We start from the raw sequence: 17,097 nt of genomic DNA on the forward strand, positions 1-17,097 counted from the left end.
TTATTCATACCAGGCTAAATAAAAAACTCAGGTTCTGTAAGATGCATTGATTTTGACATAATCATAGGTCAAATCGCATCCCCACGCGGCTTTCTCGCCAGCGCCATCCTGCAAGTCTACTAAAATCTGAATTTCATCGCGGCCGGCCAGATATGCATGGGCTTCTTCCTCCGAATAGAAGCAAGGCATGCCGTTTTCTACAACGGTAATATCGCCGAGTTTAATCGTTAATTTTTGCGGTTCCACTTTCACCCCACTGTAACCGATCGCATTGATGATTCGCCCCCAGTTGGCATCTGCACCAAAAATTGCTGTCTTTACAAGATTCGAACCAATGATGGTTTTACTCACTATTCCGGCTTCTTCATTCGTCCGGGCTCCTGTGACTTTCGCTTCCACCAGTTTCGTCGCGCCTTCCCCGTCCCTTGCAATTTGTTTTGCGAGCGTTTCACATATATAGGCAAATGCCTGGTAAAAACGGTTCCAATCCGGATGTGCAACGGAAAGCGGATGATTTCCAGCCATCCCATTGGCCATCGCTACAACCATATCGTTTGTGCTTGTATCCCCGTCCACCGTGATCATATTGAACGTTTCATCTGCTGCCTGTTTTAATGCCAACTGCAGTGTTTGTGCTTCCATTTCCGCATCTGTCGTTACAAATGCAAGCATCGTTGCCATATTCGGATGGATCATTCCGGAACCTTTTGCTGCGCCGGCAATGGTGACGGTCTTCCCGTCAATTTCCACAGTTGCGCAGGCCCGTTTTGCAAAAGTATCCGTTGTTAAAATCGCTTTTTCAAATACACGGAAGTCTGCCTGATTTTTGCCGGGCACAATATTGGATATGCCGGCTTCTATTTTTTCAATCGGCAACAGTTCCCCGATCACCCCGGTCGAACTAACGCCAATAAGCGATTTTTCGACACCGAGATGGCTGGCAAACCATTCCCGCATTAAATACGCATGGTGCAGGCCCTGTTCGCCCGTAAATGAGTTTGCATTTCCGGAGTTTACAATCAGCCCCTGAAGTTGATGGCCCGCCTCCAAACTTTCTTTCGTAACCCGGATCGGCGCCGCCTGGAATTGGTTGGTCGTATAAATACCCGCCGCTTTTGCCGGCACCTCCGAATAAAGCCAGGCAAGATCCGGGCGTTTCTTTTTGATGCCGCAATGCAGCCCGCCTGCGTAAAAACCTGCAGGGCTCATAATATTTCCGTCTGTCTTATTATATATTTCAGTGGTTGCCTTCTCATGTACCTGATTCATTGCCATCCTCCATTACGTTTAATTGGGTATCGTTATTCATGATCCGGGATTTTATGGATATACCGGAATGGCCTCTAACCCTTCATTTTCATTCAGGCCGAACATCAGATTCATATTTTGGACTGCCTGCCCGCTCGCTCCTTTTACAAGATTATCAATGGCTGATATGATGGTTAACTGCTGCGTCCTTTGGTCAACATGAATGCCGATGTCACAGTAATTTGAACCATATACCTCTTTTGTGGACGGAAATTCGCCGTCCGGCCTGATTCTTACAAATTCATGGTCTTTATACACTTTCATATAGTATTGGCGGACATCCTCCGTTGTGACTTTTTTTGCTAAGGGCGCATAGATCGTGGACAAAATGCCTCTTGTCATCGGCACCAGATGGGCGGTAAACGCAATGTTTACTTCATATCCGCCAAGTTCTTTGATAAAACGTTCCATTTCCGGAATATGCTGATGGCTGCCTATCTTGTAAGCATGCACATTATCATTAACCTCAGTGAATAAATTTGCGGCAGATGCCTTTCTTCCCGCGCCGGAAACACCTGTTTTTCCGTCCACAATTAAATAGGAAGGATCTGCAAAGCCGCCTTGCAGAGCAGGCAAAATTCCAAGTAATGTTGCCGTCGGGAAGCAGCCGGGATTTGCAATGAAGCGGGCATGCCGTATCTTTTCTGCATAAAACTCAGGCAATCCGTATACTGCCTGGTCAAGATAGAGTTGTGCAGCGGGATCCAACCGGTACCATTGCCTGTACGCATCCGGACTGTTCAATCGAAAATCCCCGGACAAGTCAATGCATTTCAGTCCTTTTTCCAAAAACCCCGGGAGGACATCTTTTGAGACCCCGGATGGTGTTGCAAAAAACAGCAAATCGACGCACCCGGCGATCTCTTCCGGATTCATTTCTTTCAATTCGGCTTCAATAATATGCTGAAAATGCGGATAATGTTCCGCCAGCATCGTCCCCTTAGTCCGGTGCGAAACCAGCATTTCAATCTCGGCATGGGGATGCCGGACCAGCAGCCTGATCAGCTCTGCACCACTGTATCCATTCGCCCCGACAATCCCAATTTTCAACACGTTCATCTCCTTGTTCTTATGTATGTGAATTATTATAATTCATATTGTATGAATATACAATACAAAAAAATAAAAAAACAAGCTATTTTTTTATTTTTTCTAATATCAATTGTGATAACTAAGGCGGGCCAGCCTGGTGATCATGGCATGCCCGCCGTAAAGTAGCGCTTATTTCCGGTTTTTAAGGACAACAATTTTTCCATTGGCTGCTGCTCCCACATACCGTGTTGCGATTTCCTTGGGGACACCCAGTTCAAGTACTTCTTCCAGCAATTTTTCGGGTGCTGTTTTTCTGCTGACGAGTGCTTTTAATTCATCCAATAGATGAATCTCTGTTTGTTGATACGGTATCCGGCATAACGGCTGATTTCCTCAATGTCATCCGGGTTGCTTGTAATTACAGCAATGCCGCCGGAGACACCGCATTGCTGCTGAACTGCTTTTTTCGCATCATAAACCGTCTCGTAAATGCCAAGCAACTCCATTTTCAACCCTTCTTTTAAGAGCCGAATGAAACGGCCAGATTTTTCAACTCTTGTTCATCCATTTCTGTCAGAGAAAACCCCAAGCTTCCCATCTCTTTCATAATGAAATCAGCCTTGCTTTTATCACAAACAATAAATGTCCGGTCCCGTTGTATCGTATTTTTCACTTTCGAAAGGAACGAGAACAACGCAGCCGCCTTTGGTTCCTGAATTTCAGCCATATATTTAGATGATTGCTCAGTAGTCGGCAAAATCCAAATTTCTGCTTCATAAGGAATTTTCAGGAGTTCATAAAATGCCTCGGTTTTCTCAAGCGGCGTGCGCATCGTATAGTCTGCAAACTCATATACTTTTCGCGTTGAGAATGGAAAGTTTTCAAACGGTCTTACTCCTTCCCGGTCAAAAACGTGAATATCTACCTTTGAGGTGTGTTTTTCAAAATAGTTGTCGCTTGCTTTTATACTCAGATCCTGCATCAATCTTGCACTCCCTTTTGTATGTAAATGACTTTCTGTTACTATTTCCTTTATCAATGGTGATCAAACCTGGCTCACAAACACATACCTGCCTGATCACATTAAAAAAGAGTGAGAAGGAGTGCAAATTTACCATTAATTGGCTGCCAATGCCGTTTGTCTCTGGTAGGAAGCGAGCGATTCACGTTTTATTTTTTCAAATAAACCCTGGTACTCGTAAGGAATCAGCATTTTTGAAAAATTCCAGGCATTTTCTTCAATTTTTAACGAAATTTCGCGCCGATATTCTTCATCCTCCTGCTGTTCCAGTGCTGCTGACAAGGCCTGCAAATCACGATCCATCGCATGGCCGATTTCATGGGCCAGCACAATCATCATGTAAGGCCCCAGATAGCTGGTGTCTCCAAACAAAAGGCGGCATTGTTCTTCTATCGTTTCTTCATAAAGGACGATCGCGTTCGAATGCAGAATAAATTTTCCGCCAACCAGGCGCCGGTTAGGAAATCTCTTTTCTATTTTGACTTCCGATGTACAGCCTGCCTGGAGCAGCAGCTTCTCTGCCATTTGATCGATTTTCAAAATCTCATTTCCCCTTTTATATCAACTGTTTCTAATTTTAAACGATATGTGTAAACCATATAAGATATGCTGAAAAAATGTCCTGTTTCCTTCACATTTAAAATCGCTGGTAAAGGCAAACGCCCCCCTGCTATTTTTTCCGGGAACAGACAGCCATTACAGCGCAAAAAAAAACAGGCCGCCGTGGGCCTGTTTTAATCCTTACAGTTTTTCTACGTTTGCAGCTTGCGGGCCGCGTGCGCCTTCTTCAATATCAAAAGATACGGATTGGCCTTCTTCTAAAGTTTTAAAACCTTCGCCTTGAATCGCTGAGAAGTGGACGAACACGTCACTGCCGCCTTCACGTTCGATAAATCCATAACCTTTTTCCGAGTTAAACCATTTTACTTTGCCTTGTTCCATTAAAAATGCCTCCTAATGTGTTCACACAAAAAATTGTTTATCCTTGCTCAAGTGATTTCAGGCGGTCAGTTCTAAAACTTTATCCTTCCTTACCATACCGAACAAAAATAATTCACCTATATAATAGCAGATTTCGTTTCCGTAGTCAAACCGTTTTCAAAATTATTTTTCGGGATTTTATGTACAAAGCTTTGTCAATGAAACAGTAAAGGATGCCTGTTATCAAGGCACCCTCTTTGTCTTATTCCTCCCGGTATCCGTACCCCGGATACATTCCGTGTCCGCCATACTGACCGTAATGGCCGTGGTGGTATGGATGTTGCGGATAATAATGCTGATGCCCATGATGATGATGGTGGTATCCGTAATGGTGGCCGTACGGATAGCCGGAATGGTGGTGATGATGATGGTATCCGCCGCTATATGGCTTATAACCGCCCGGATAGCCGCCGCCGTACATTTGTCTTGAATCTGCCAACGTATTCACTCCTTTGCACAGGTCTATCCATACGATATGGCAAATACAAAAATATGTTTGTACGAGAGCCTATTACGGGAAAGGTATTCAGCTGATCCGGGTTTAAACGCGTTCAACCGGTCCGGGCAACCGCTTCTTCAAACGAAACTAATTTCCGGCCTGTATCCATTTTCACTTGAACACCGAGCGGCAGTGCGATATTCGGTGTACTATGCCCGCTTTGGATATTGGCAATCACCGGTTTATCCAGCGAACCGAAAAACAACCGCAGCACTTCTTCCACCGTAAAACTTTTTTCATCCCCGCAAGGCCCGCAGTCCGTCCAGCTGCCAAGCACAATCCCGGCCGCATCCTCAAATTTCCCGGCCAGTTTGAGCTGGGTCAGCATTCTGTCCACTGCGTACGGTTCTTCATGAATCTCTTCTAAAAAAAGGATTTTCCCTTTTGTATCCAGTTCATATGGGGTTCCCATTAATGTTGCAATCAACGAGAGATTGCCGCCAACCAATTCTCCTGACGCCGTTCCTTCTGTCAAGATTTCGATTTCATCCGGCGGAAATAATCCAAAAGGCGGATGATAGAGCGCTTCTTTTAAAACGAGACGTAAGAGCGATTGAACAGAGACCGGATCTTCTTGCAGAAATTCAACTGCTGCCATTGCGCCATGGATCGTTGCAAGGCCGCATTTTTGATTCAGGGCGCAGTGGATTGCGGTAATATCGCTGTAACCGATGAATAACTTCGGGTGCTTACGGATATTTTGATAATCCAGAAGCGGCAAAATTTGCGGCGACCCATATCCGCCGCGCATGCACAGGATCGCATCAACGCTATCGTCTGTAAACATGCGATTCATATCCGCGGCGCGCTCGAGTGCAGTACCTGCCAAGTATCCCCCGTATGACAAATTACAGGTCTGTCCGCATTTGACTTTGAATCCGAGTGCTTGCAATTGTTCAACCGCTGCTATAGCGCGGTCCGCCGTTACAGGGCTGGCGGGGGCCACCAAACCGATTGTGTCCCCCGGATGTAACGCTTTTCCTCTTAACATCTGACGCCCTCCTTATTGTTCTCTCAGCATGGACACGATTTGATCTTCCACGTCTTTAGCCTGTTCTTCATCCAGGATCTGATTGATGAGAATTGAAAATATAAGAGTGCCGCTGCTTTTTGTATGAACATAACCTGAAAGTGAACTGACGCTCGTAATTGAGCCGGTTTTTGCAAAAACATGGCCGCTTGCAGGGGTATTGACCAGCCGTTCCCGGAGTGTTCCGCCTTTCATCCGTGCTTTTTCGCCTGCAACCGGCAAAGCGTCCAGATAGGCCTGAAACCAGTCCTTCCGCTGCACGTTGTATAACAGTTTTGTGATCTCATTGGCAGGAATCAAATCGACATGGGAGACACCGGAACCATCCCTGATCAGCATTTGATCCGGATCAGCACCCAATACAGCCGTTTTCTCTTTTACAATATGGAGCCCTTTTTCCCAACTCCCCTCCCGTGTTTGCACTTTTCCAATTTCTTTTACAAGCATTTCGGCAATCGTATTATTGCTCAGTTTCATAAACGGGACCAAAAGCCTGAACAATGGCTGCGATTCATGTGTGAGGATGGGTTCGGCCTGTTTCGGTACTGCTCCCCGTTTTAAACCTCCTTCTATGGTAATGCCTTTTTCCGTTAGGGACTTTTTGAATAATGAAAGTGCATACAAGGACGGATCCCAAACCGCTTTCCAATGCCGGACATTTGCTGTATCGGCGGTAATGGTGCCGGATGCCGCAAAATGGTTGGTACCGTGTACCCTGTTGATTATGATGTCATCATCGTGCTGCTCCCCGTTTTGAACCGTTACGATCTGATTGTCCACCGTCACATAACCGGTATCCGGAGTCACACGGAGGGCGGCTTTTTTTCCAATTTGGTCAGCCGGAGATACATCGATGATCACGGTGCCTGCATCGAAATCTGTATTGGGGGATGCCGTCAATGCAGATATTTGTGCACCATAATATTTATCTTCATCGCTCCATGGCAGATCCAGCGAATAGCGGACATTGTCATAACGGGAATCGTCAGCAACCAGATCGCCGCTAATGCGTGAAATGCCCTGTTTTTTTAACTGTCCCGCCCACTGATCAAAATTCGTTTTTAAGAGTGATGGGTCACCGCCCCCCTGTATATATAAATTGCCTTCCAGCCTGTGATTTCGTACCGGCCCGCTGTGGAAAACTTTTGTGCGGAAGCGGTAATCTTTCCCGAGTACCTCCAACGCAGCGGCTGCTGTCAACAGTTTCATATTGGAGGCCGGGCGCAGGCGTATATGCCCATTCGATTCATAAAGAATTTCACCGGTTCGGGCCGAACGAACGCTGATACCGGCTATCGCCCCCCGCAACGGTTCAGCCTGAAGCAGCGGCTGCATTTTTCTTGCCAATGTCTCTCCCCCCGTGGAGGCATCTGCATGAGTGGATATGTATTTGCTTGAAGGGATGCATAGCAAAACCATGGACAAAATCACAACCATTCTGAGTTTCATAATAGAAATATTCCTTTCCCCTCCTATGTTCCACTTACTCTCATCATATTCCTGCTTATCATCACACTTTCCAAAAAATATATGCAAAGCAAGAAAAGCGGAGGGCGCTTAATTATCGGCGTACGGATTTCGTAGTCTTTGACTGAGATATAGGAAACACGGTGAGCCAATAAGGCGAATCGATGTTGACTTATCGCAGGGAGAAGACGTAGAAATCCGCTAGCCGATAGCGCCCGCAGCTGGATCAAGAAAAGCGGAGGCGACTGTTCATCGGCGTACGGATTTCACGGACCGCGGATCAGGAAAAACGGGGGCACCCGGCCTTTTGCGGCATACAAAAAGCGCAGTGCTTTGCATCTGCGCTTTTTGCCAATGATTAATTTAAAAAACGAAAGGCTGTATAGCTGCCGTGCTGGCTTGAGATAACTTCGAGCCTGGCATCCATCCGCTCGTTCAGCTCCGGGACATGGGAGATAATGCCGACGAGCCTTCCGCCTGACTGGATATCCATCAGCGTCTCAACCGCCTGGTCAAGCGATTCCGGGTCGAGCGTACCAAATCCTTCATCGATGAACATCGTCTCGAGAGAAACCCCGCCTGCATACTGCTGGACAATATCGGCCAGCCCGAGCGCTAAGGCAAGTGCCGCTTTAAAACTTTCGCCGCCCGACAAAGTTTTGACATGCCTTTCCTGTCCGGTGTACGCATCAAAAATCATCAGTTCAAGCCCGCTTTGGACATTGCCTTTTGAACGGTCCGGCTTTCGCTTTAGCTGATAACGGCCGCCTGTCATTTTTCTCAACCGCAAATTCGCCGCCCCAAGAATATCTTCGAGAAACGAAGCCAGGACAAAACGTTCAAAGGTGATACGGTACCCGTTCCGGCCTCTTGCAATATCGGCTAAATGGCCGATCAGCTTATACTGCTCTTCTTTATCTTTGATGGTCAGATTCATGTCGTGGACACGTGCTTTAATCTCGATATTTTTGCGCAGCAGAACAGCCAGCTCCGTCTGCTGCCCTGAAAGATCTGAAAGCTGCTGCTCGAGTTCCTGAACACGGTATGCTAAACGAGCTGCATCAGGTTTTTTTATATCCCTTAACCGCTTTTCCATTTCCAAATAGCGGTCGGAAACAGAACGGTAATCCTCCCGAAAGGCTTGAACGGTTTGTTCGAGGCCTGTAATTGCGCTGTCATCACGTTTGGCCTTAAGATACTGCCCCACCTCTTTAAATCCTTGTTCAGCAAGCATTCCGGAGAATTTCTCTTGTTCTTCATGCAGTAAAGCTTCCGCACTGTCGGCATTAGCTTGCAGCTGTTTCAGTGCAGCCTGTGAAGCCGAAACTTTTTCCATTGCCTGTTCTTTCTCTTTTCTTGCATTTTCCAGGCTTTGTTGCAAACGCTGCTTTTGCTGCTTTAAGCCCTGTAATTTTTCTTCAAATTCATTTTTTGTCCGGATCGTTTCCGGCAGGCTTTCGAGTGCCAATTGATAGGCAGTATTCTTTTCAATATAATCATGTTCGGCTTTGCGTTCTCTTTGCTGGAGCAGTTCGATCGCTTCCCTGTATTTTCTCTTCTTTTCCTCAAGCTGTTCGATTTCTTTTTCTATTTGTTCCAGCTGTTTTGCGATTTTCCGCAGTTTCCTTAAAAGCACTGCATTTTTTTCAATTTCATTACTGCAATCTTCTTGATAGTATTGCAAATTTTCCGGATTAAAATCCTTCTGTTCCAGTTTTATCTCCTGCTGTAAGTTCTCCAAAGCGCGCTTGAACGCCCCATCCTCCGCTTTTTTCCGGAGCCGGTCCGTTTCAGCTTCCTGCTTGGCCCGTTCTTTTCGTTCCAATTCCGCTTTTGCAGCTTGTAAATCTTTTTCAGTCGGGATTTCGCCGTGCATGGCAGCTGCTTTGGGATGATGAACGGAGCCGCAGACCGGGCATGGTTCACCTTCCGCCAATGATTGTGCCAGTACGGCCGCCTGCCCCTGCTGCCATTTTTCCTGTAAAAATGAATATGTTTGTTTTGCATCTTTCCAGACGGAAAATGCGGAATTAAATAAGCGCTCGGATTCTGCCAATTTATGCGCCGCATTTTCGGACTGTTTGCGTGCAAGGGAAAGCTTTTCATATGTTTTGCTTCTCTCTTTCAGGGCATCCAGTTTCCGCTCGGTTTCAACCACCCGGATACCAGCCTGGCCGCTCTGTTTTTGGATTTCTTTCAATTTTATTTGGCGCTGTTCCAGCCGGTTAAGCTCTTCCTGCCTGGCATTTATCTCTGTACGGTATCCGAGGTACTGCGCCTGCAGTTTGGCGGCTTCCGTTTTTTGCACGTCAAGCGTTTCAACCTGCCCGGTTAAGTTGGTCAGCGTCGTGATCGTTTCCTGGATTTTAAGGCGAAGCGGCTCTTTTTCCTGTTCTGCCCGGTAAGCCTGCCCGGCAGCGGACAATGCTGCAGCCGCGCGATCTGCCGCGGCCTTGGCCAGAGCAGCTTTTTGCAAATGTGCCTGCATTTCTTTCCCGGCACGGCGGCACAGCGCTTCCTGCGGTTCAATTGCCCGGGCTTTCCTGGCAAGTTCTATTTCTTTTTGAATCGCTTCGATTTCCGCTTTTTTTGTATCTAAAGCCCGTTTTTGCTGTTGCAGTTTTTCTTTTTCGGTAAACTGCTGCAGCAGGGCCTCCGCCTCATCCCACTCTTTCTTTGCACGGTCGCGGGCTTCTTTTTTGCTGCTGTAGCGGTTTTTCATTTGCGACAGGAACTCTTCCATTTGTGAAATCAGTTCATCCAGCATCGGCAGGACTACTGTATCATTGGGCGTTTCTTCCTCCAGCGCAGCAGCCAGTTCAGGATGATCCATAACAGCCAGGCTGTGGAGTGCCCGGGTGCGTTCGATTTGGATCGATTCGACGTCTTGCTTTAGGTCTTGCGCTTTGTCTTTCAGCTTGTCTTCAATCTTTTTATACAGCTCGGTGTGGAATAAACGCTGCAGAATGGCTTCTTTATCTTTGCTGTCGGATGTGAGAAGTTTACGGAATTCGCCCTGTGGAATCATGAGGATCTGCCGGAACTGATTGACATCCAATTGCAGCAGTTCTTTTATTTTTTCATCCGTATCGCGTACATTGGAAGCGAGCAGCTGCTTTCTTCCGCCGTCATCAAAGACATACAGTTCAGCCTTGGCATTGACCGTCGTATACCCTTCTCCGCGCGACTTCTTCTTTTCCTGCTGCGGTGCGCGCCAAATATAATAATGCTGATTGCGCAGGGAAAACTCAAGTGCAACTTCCGTCTGCGTGCCGCTTTTAGCGAACTGGCTTCTTAGTTCTACCCCGCTCCTGTCCTCGCCGCTTGCTTTTCCGTAAATGGCAAAACAAATGCCATCAAAAATGGTTGTTTTTCCCGCTCCCGTTTTTCCGGAGATGACAAACATTGTCCGGTTTCCCAGCTGTGTAAAATCAATCGTTTCCGTGCCCGCATACGGACCAAATGCCTGCATCGTTAAGATCAGTGGCCTCATCTTACATTTGCCCCCTTTTTACTTCATCAATGAGGGACGCCATTTGCATTTCTTTTTCTTTTGTAAACGGCAGTGACGTCATTTTTTGATAAAATGCTTTAAACATGTCCAATTCATTTTTTTCCTGCTGCTGTATGGCTTGAAAATACTGCCTCTCCTTTAAATCCTGCTGTTCGCGCTTCTTTTCGAGATGAAGCACGTTCGGATATACTTGGCGAAGTTTGTTCATCGGATCAATCATCGCGCCTTCATCCAGTAATGTCACTTTTAAATAGTCGTCCACCTTCTGTCTGCCGTAAAAAGCCGGGTCAAGCAGTTCATCCAAATACCCTTCAATCTCACGCAAATCTTTTTGAGGCTGTAGTGAGCGGGTTTCAATCTCCACCCGGCCTTTTTCATCAATATCGACGATCGATATGCTTTTATTTTGCTTTGCTTCCGAAAATGAATATTTTAAGAGTGATCCCGCATAGCGGATGCGTTCATCTTTTATCGCATCCGGGCTGTGCAGGTGGCCGAGTGCGGTATAGGAAAACGGCGCAAAGCATTCTTTTGAAACACAACCGGAACCCCCTACCGACAATGTTCGTTCCGAGTCGGTTGTTTTACCGCCAAGCACGAAGGCATGCCCGATCAGCACATTGGGTTCATTCGGATCGATGGTTTCTTCAATTTTTCCGACTATCGCTTTCATTGCTGCTTCATGGGAATGGATGGACGAATCATCAAGCAGCGCTCTGGCCGTCCCGGGCTCCATATAAGGGATTAAATAAAAGTTTACGCCGTTTAAGCGGACCAGTGAAATGTTTCCGTCCAACTTTCCTTCCATATAAAACCCGCTCTTTTTGTACCAGGATGAACCGAATGACAAGCGTTCTGCGCTGTCATGGTTGCCGGAAATCGCCAACACCGGCGTCTCGCATTCAACATTAATCCGATATAAAACATCGTTAAGGAGCTCTACCGCTTCTGTAGGCGGAACAGAGCGGTCATATAAATCACCGGCAATCACAACCGCATCCGGTTTTTCTGCTTCAACCAGGCGGACAAGCTGATCCAACACATTCCTTTGCTCATCCGTCATATAAATGCCGTGCACCAATTTTCCGAGGTGCCAGTCGGCTGTATGTATAAATTTCATAGCAAAACCCCGCTTTTCTTTCCTTTTTCTATTATTATATCAAATCCTGCCATTTAAGGGCGGCTGTGTTTTTGGGTCCCTATCGCATTAAAACCTGATTCTTTCGTGTTTCCCTAAATATTTTTTTACAAATAGGTAGTATCCCTGCCCCTATATAGTATAAAATGCTTGTGGGGGTGAAACGAATGTACCATCTTGGCTATTATGTTACACATATCATTTTGCTTTTGCTGGGAGGCAGATTAAAAACCGAAAACAAAGAGAAAATTCCTGCTTCTCCATTCGTTGTCGTGTGTACCCACCGGTCATGGCTGGACATCCTTTATTTGGGTTTTGCCGTCTGGCCGGTACAAATCCATTACATGGCAAAACAAGAATTATTTTCCAAAAAATGGTTGAGTTGGCTGATGACCAAATTAAATGCCTTCCCTGTAAACCGTGAAAATCCGGGGCCAAGCGCTATAAAAATTCCTTTGAAACTATTAAGAAAAGGAAAGGTTGTCGGAATTTTCCCATCCGGAACCAGGACGGCCGAACATGTATCCTTAAAACGGGGAGCTGTCACCATAGCCCTGAAAGCAAATGTGCCGCTTTTACCGGCCATTTATGACGGGCCCACAACATTCAAAGACGTATTGAAAAGAAAACCAAAACGCGTCCGCTTTGGAAACCCGATCATTTTGAAAACCGGAAAAAAAGCGACAAAAGAAGAGATTGAAAAAACCATTCTTCAGCTGCAGGAGACGTTCGACCGGCTGGAAAAAATGTAATCAAAAACCTTTCCGCACCATTTTTACGCGCGGAAAGGTTTTTTACAGTATTTTTTTGTTTTTCAGCTTGTGAAGCGCTTCTTTTTTTATATAATAGCTGTATAAAGAATCTTACTTTTTTGGGGGGAGCGGCATGCTGAGCGGCTGGTTTTCTGTATTGATCTTGTTTTGGATTGTATGTCTGGTTTTCCTTTTTGCAGTTGGCGGATACTTTATGTTCCGTAAATTTTTGAAAAGGCTTCCGAAGCACGACGGGAAATCGGTGCTCGATTGGCAGGCGTATTATCTCGCAAAAACACAGCATTTATGGACGCCGGAGTATACTGACATGCTTAATGAACTGGTCAGCCCGGTCCCCGAACTATTCCGGGAGGTTGCCCGCCAAAAAATCGCCGGAAAAATCGGCGAAGTTGCATTAATGGAGAAAGCAGAATCAATGACATTGGATTTAATGATCCGCGGGTATATTTTGGCGACACCGAAAAGAGATCATAAATTTCTGAGAAAAAAATTACAGCAGCTGAACATTGATTACCGGCAGCATGAACATCTGTTTTAACAGTGAATCATTCATCCATCCCATTTACAACGAAAAAAACATCATTCTGCTTTTAAGAATGATGTTTTTAGTTGCTGCCTTAAGCACGCACACCTTCATCTATATTCTGCAACAGCTTACGGTATTGCATATACATTGCCACCCGCCAAGGCAGAATCATCCCGAATGCCAAAAGGAAAAACATGCCGCTCAGCTGGCCGACCTGTATGGATGAGCTTAAAAGCACTTTCATCGCCAGCCGGATCAGCAAAAGCCCGATCAAAATAAATGGAAAAGCTTTGGAACGTTTTAAGTATATCTGATCTTCACGCACTTCAAAGCGTGACGTTTTAATTAAAAAGATCGAGAAAAACAAACCGACAACAAAAGCCTCCAGTACTTCAGCGGGGGTGACCCGGAAGTAAGGAACCGTAAACATCAACGCGCCCGTACTCATAAAAATCGGCGGCATGATAATCTTTTTGGCAGAAACCGGCTTATGCTGGCCTTTCAAGCGGACGAAAATCACCAAAGACCCCATCAAAATCGCAACGATAAACGAAATGACAATGCCTTCCATTTCAACAACCCTCTTTATGGTCAAATTTATACACTATATAAAATGGACAAAACACTGCTACTTTGTTACCCGCTGTAAAAAGTAGTCATCCTGCAGTAGATGCCTGGATTTGATGTAAAAACTTAAGTTCATTTCATATAAAACAAATATTTTTACGTTTGATATATTCTTATGTCCTTATTCAACCATAAAGCGCACGTTTTTGTAAAGCGGCAAGCACCAATCTTTATCCTCCTCCGGCTGCTTTATTTTAAGATCCGGCCGACTGCTTCCAATACACGCGTTTCATCAAAAGGCTTGACAATGAAATCTTTTGCGCCGGATTCAATCGCTTCGACAACTAATTTCTGCTGCCCGAGCGCCGAGCAAATGATAATTTTTGCATCCGGTGATTCTTCCATAATTGCTTTGACTGCCTCAATCCCGGTCATTTGCGGCATCGTAATATCCATTGTAACAATATCCGGTTTTAATTCGCGGTACAATTCAATGGCTCTTTGCCCGTTTTCAGCCTCACCAACAATGGTGTGCCCTCCGTTTTCAAGCATTTTTGTTAATGTCAGCCTCATAAATTTTGCATCGTCTACGATTAAAATATTCGCCATTGAATGCGTTCCTCCTTACATCCATATTACTGCAACATGAATAAATAAATTTTTCTTTTGGACCACATCAAAATCCTTGAAAGCCGCCGAAAAACGTACTGAGATAGCCGGAAATCACCGCCATCCAGTCAAAAAAGAGCATGATCCCAACGGCAATCATCATGTAACCGCCAATCTTCACAAGCTTCATACTGTATAGCCGGATCCACTTCAGATGGCCGATAAAGCATGATAAGACAAAAAAGGGAATCGAAAATCCGAGTACGTACGCCGCCATATACGCAATAGCAGAACCAGGATGGGAAAGGCCCAAATAAATGACAGAAGCGAGTATCGGCCCTGTACACGGCGTCCAGCCGGCAGCAAAAACCAATCCGGTCAAAAACGAGCCCAAATAGCCGAGCGGGCGGTTCTTCAGCCGGAAGCGGTAGTCTTTCATCAGTACAGCCGGCTTGATCAGCCCCGCAATCATAAAACCGAAAAAGATAAAGAAAACTGCCCCCAGCTGCCGGATCAAATCCTGGTATACCTTAAAAAAATTTCCGATCCATGACGTACTGAAACCTAATGCAACAAAAATAACCGAAAAACCGAATAGAAAGCATACAGTATGCCATAAGCTTCTTCGTCTGAGCATCACATTTTCTGTTTTCAGCTTCCCGACACTGACACCGGTCAGGTAAGAAACAAACGCAGGATAAAGCGGCAGGCAGCAGGGTGATATAAAACTCATAAAGCCGGCGCCGAATGACAGAAATAAGTTTACATCAGCCATTGGTTCACTCCTTGTCCAGCATAAACATATTTTAACAGAAACAGGCACAATTGATGAGCAAAAGCCCTTCTAAATCAAAAAGCCAATCTCACTCATCATTATTGTATTCAATGTTTTTTTAAGATTAACACAAAATTTTTAAAATCGTAATTGTTTTAATGAAATGATTTCATTTTGAGTGCCGGCTGTACAGAAAATCAGCCCATACAATTGAAAAACCGCTCTTCCTGCCATGCTTGTCTGCAGAAAAAGCGGTCTATGATAAAATTTATTGCAGCCGGATGAGTGGCTGCGGGATGATACAAAGCACTAAAGCAAACCTGTATTATTTCATTTGCTTGTTCATGGCATTCATCATTTGATTGATTTTCTTTTGTGACGGCTTCATGCCCATTTGTGTCATCATCATTTTCAGCATTTGTTCATTAATTGGCGGATTTTTCTTTAGGTAATTCATCATATATTTGCGTGCGATGAAAAATCCAATCGCAATCCCAACTAGTAGCGCAATCACTGCTACTAGAATATAAGCCCAAGTCATAATATACCTCCTTCACTCACATACAGTGTACTAAATCCTACATTATTATACAATATTTCTCTTCAGTTTCATACGTATTTTCTCTCTTTTATCGGCTTCATCCACCCGTAGCGCTGGTGGTCATAATCTATAGCGAGGAGATTTCCGTTAAAATTCCGCAATCCTTCAAAAATAATAGTCTCGGTATCAAAACTTCCGGAAGCAACCAGTTTCAGCATCCGCTGCTCAATATTTACTTCGACATCGTTTCCGTTTTGCTTTGATTTAAATTGGTAAGCGCCCGCTTCAGATGTAAAATGACTTTGGCCGGGAAAGCTTTGCTGTAAACAAACGTGCAAGGATAAAACGGGGATCGGTTTTGTAATATAATGGATTTGCCGGCGGATAATTTTTTTCATATGCCCGGAGCCGCGCAAATACTCCTGAAACAAATCATAAAACATGCGTTCTCTGCCATAATAATACTCTGCAATTTCATCTTCTATTAAATAGATATAATAAGTCCGCATGCAAGTATCACTCCCACCATTATTGTTATCCTTACTATAATGGAACTGCGCTAAAAAAGTTGTCATATGATGATAGTATTTTCTGAAAATCATGTCGAAACAGCTAAATTTTCTGAAATCCCTTACTTTCATTGTACACGCTCGTTTTGAAATGCTCCAGCTTTTAAGCCGATACTGGTTCCGAAAACCTATAGATTCATACAGATTATCTGTATATCCGTGTTACTGACGCCCCAAAATGGCGGGAAATTGACGGTGTTATTTGTCCAAAAATTGACGGAATTGTTGTCAATTAAGGGGGGAAGCCAGTTTGCGCTTTATTGTGGCTTCCCCTATGAGTTTAATACTTAAATTTAAATCATTGTCATTTCACGAAAGTTCCCCTTCAATCACACGTTTTACTATATGATCGTCAATGATTCGATGCCTGTTTTGTGCTCCGTAAAGTAGACAGTGGGTACAAATCTTGTTGATAATCCTTGCGGCTCCCCCGGAAAAACGATGGATTTCATCCAAAGCTACATCTGTGAAGATTTGCTCATTTACTCCTGAATATTGTAAATGCATGGCAATATATTCTGCAGATTGAGCTCTGTCGTAATGCCCCAGTTTGAATTGAATATCAATCCTTTGGCGGATTGCTGTGAAGGATTGGAGGCGCAGGCGGTCCCATAATTCACTTTGTCCGACAAGAATCAGGCTCATAGGGCTTTGGGCATCCATTTTGAAGTTCAGCAGGAATCTGACTTCCTCCAACATTTCCCGATCAAGAAGATGGGCCTCGTCCACGACCACTACCGGCTGAAC

20 protein-coding genes are annotated in these 17,097 nt (G+C 45.0%); 2 read left to right on the forward strand and 18 right to left on the reverse strand.

Going from position 1 to position 17,097, the window contains the following annotated elements; genetic code table 11:
• Positions 1 to 27 precede the first annotated feature (27 nt).
• The 12 genes from argJ to C232_RS0112860 form a co-directional block, all read right to left on the reverse strand.
• A complete protein-coding gene (gene argJ, locus C232_RS0112805) occupies positions 28 to 1,269 on the reverse strand; it encodes a bifunctional glutamate N-acetyltransferase/amino-acid acetyltransferase ArgJ (RefSeq protein WP_018664563.1) in 1,242 nt (413 codons plus the stop codon).
• A gap of 51 nt (positions 1,270 to 1,320) precedes the next feature.
• A complete protein-coding gene (argC, locus tag C232_RS0112810; protein ID WP_081622769.1) occupies positions 1,321 to 2,361 on the reverse strand; it encodes an N-acetyl-gamma-glutamyl-phosphate reductase in 1,041 nt (346 codons plus the stop codon).
• 168 nt (positions 2,362 to 2,529) lie between these two features.
• Positions 2,530 to 2,682, reverse strand: coding sequence for a hypothetical protein (locus C232_RS19805; RefSeq protein ID WP_018664565.1), 153 nt, complete (start codon positions 2,680 to 2,682; stop codon positions 2,530 to 2,532).
• Complete coding sequence (locus tag C232_RS19810; protein ID WP_018664566.1) at positions 2,670 to 2,846, reverse strand: hypothetical protein; 177 nt, start codon at positions 2,844 to 2,846, stop codon at positions 2,670 to 2,672. The genes C232_RS19805 and C232_RS19810 overlap by 13 nt, the downstream gene beginning before the upstream one ends.
• Positions 2,847 to 2,860: 14 nt before the next feature.
• Positions 2,861 to 3,322, reverse strand: a complete 462-nt coding sequence (locus tag C232_RS0112820; protein ID WP_018664567.1) for a hypothetical protein — start codon at positions 3,320 to 3,322, stop codon at positions 2,861 to 2,863.
• Between the two features lie 135 nt (positions 3,323 to 3,457).
• Entirely contained in the window at positions 3,458 to 3,901 is a 444-nt protein-coding gene (locus tag C232_RS0112825) for a hypothetical protein (RefSeq protein ID WP_018664568.1), read from the reverse strand.
• 201 nt (positions 3,902 to 4,102) lie between these two features.
• The gene (locus tag C232_RS0112835) at positions 4,103 to 4,303 is read right to left on the reverse strand and encodes a cold-shock protein (protein WP_018664570.1); all 201 of its coding nucleotides are present in this window, start codon (positions 4,301 to 4,303) and stop codon (positions 4,103 to 4,105) included.
• A gap of 241 nt (positions 4,304 to 4,544) precedes the next feature.
• The gene (locus C232_RS0112840) at positions 4,545 to 4,781 is read right to left on the reverse strand and encodes a hypothetical protein (protein WP_018664571.1); all 237 of its coding nucleotides are present in this window, start codon (positions 4,779 to 4,781) and stop codon (positions 4,545 to 4,547) included.
• A gap of 112 nt (positions 4,782 to 4,893) precedes the next feature.
• The gene (locus C232_RS0112845; RefSeq protein ID WP_018664572.1) at positions 4,894 to 5,832 is read right to left on the reverse strand and encodes a S66 peptidase family protein; all 939 of its coding nucleotides are present in this window, start codon (positions 5,830 to 5,832) and stop codon (positions 4,894 to 4,896) included.
• 12 nt (positions 5,833 to 5,844) lie between these two features.
• Positions 5,845 to 7,320: a D-alanyl-D-alanine carboxypeptidase/D-alanyl-D-alanine endopeptidase gene (gene dacB, locus C232_RS0112850; protein ID WP_026314604.1), complete on the reverse strand. Its 1,476-nt coding sequence runs from the start codon at positions 7,318 to 7,320 to the stop codon at positions 5,845 to 5,847.
• Between the two features lie 376 nt (positions 7,321 to 7,696).
• Positions 7,697 to 10,831 carry an AAA family ATPase gene (locus C232_RS0112855; RefSeq protein ID WP_018664574.1) on the reverse strand — a complete coding sequence of 1,045 codons (3,135 nt, stop codon included), beginning with the start codon at positions 10,829 to 10,831 and terminating at the stop codon, positions 7,697 to 7,699.
• 1 nt (position 10,832) lies between these two features.
• Positions 10,833 to 11,972, reverse strand: a complete 1,140-nt coding sequence (locus C232_RS0112860) for an exonuclease SbcCD subunit D (protein WP_018664575.1) — start codon at positions 11,970 to 11,972, stop codon at positions 10,833 to 10,835.
• A 185-nt stretch (positions 11,973 to 12,157) separates the two neighbouring features.
• Here C232_RS0112860 and C232_RS0112865 point away from each other — a divergent pair, with 185 nt between their 5' ends.
• Both C232_RS0112865 and C232_RS0112870 read left to right on the forward strand, forming a co-directional pair.
• A complete protein-coding gene (locus tag C232_RS0112865; RefSeq protein ID WP_018664576.1) occupies positions 12,158 to 12,742 on the forward strand; it encodes a lysophospholipid acyltransferase family protein in 585 nt (194 codons plus the stop codon).
• A gap of 133 nt (positions 12,743 to 12,875) precedes the next feature.
• Positions 12,876 to 13,301: a DUF2621 domain-containing protein gene (locus C232_RS0112870; RefSeq protein WP_018664577.1), complete on the forward strand. Its 426-nt coding sequence runs from the start codon at positions 12,876 to 12,878 to the stop codon at positions 13,299 to 13,301.
• 79 nt (positions 13,302 to 13,380) lie between these two features.
• On the opposite strand, the gene C232_RS0112875 is transcribed toward C232_RS0112870, so the two are convergent.
• The 6 genes from C232_RS0112875 to C232_RS18655 form a co-directional block, all read right to left on the reverse strand.
• Positions 13,381 to 13,860, reverse strand: a complete 480-nt coding sequence (locus C232_RS0112875) for a CcdC family protein (protein WP_018664578.1) — start codon at positions 13,858 to 13,860, stop codon at positions 13,381 to 13,383.
• A 245-nt stretch (positions 13,861 to 14,105) separates the two neighbouring features.
• Positions 14,106 to 14,465 (reverse strand): response regulator, encoded by a 360-nt coding sequence (locus tag C232_RS0112880; protein WP_018664579.1) that lies wholly within the window; start codon positions 14,463 to 14,465, stop codon positions 14,106 to 14,108.
• A 67-nt stretch (positions 14,466 to 14,532) separates the two neighbouring features.
• Positions 14,533 to 15,240, reverse strand: a complete 708-nt coding sequence (locus tag C232_RS0112885) for a cytochrome c biogenesis CcdA family protein (RefSeq protein WP_018664580.1) — start codon at positions 15,238 to 15,240, stop codon at positions 14,533 to 14,535.
• A gap of 325 nt (positions 15,241 to 15,565) precedes the next feature.
• Positions 15,566 to 15,781 (reverse strand): YneF family protein, encoded by a 216-nt coding sequence (locus C232_RS0112890; RefSeq protein ID WP_018664581.1) that lies wholly within the window; start codon positions 15,779 to 15,781, stop codon positions 15,566 to 15,568.
• Positions 15,782 to 15,849: 68 nt separating this feature from the next.
• Entirely contained in the window at positions 15,850 to 16,290 is a 441-nt protein-coding gene (sirA, locus tag C232_RS0112895; RefSeq protein ID WP_018664582.1) for a sporulation inhibitor of replication protein SirA, read from the reverse strand.
• Between the two features lie 369 nt (positions 16,291 to 16,659).
• Positions 16,660 to 17,097 (reverse strand): ExeA family protein (locus C232_RS18655; protein WP_018664583.1); only part of this gene is annotated, 438 nt, incomplete at its 5' end.

Origin of the sequence: Heyndrickxia acidiproducens DSM 23148 (assembly GCF_000374345.1) — a bacterium.
Classification (GTDB): Bacteria; Bacillota; Bacilli; order Bacillales; family Bacillaceae_C; genus Weizmannia; species Weizmannia acidiproducens.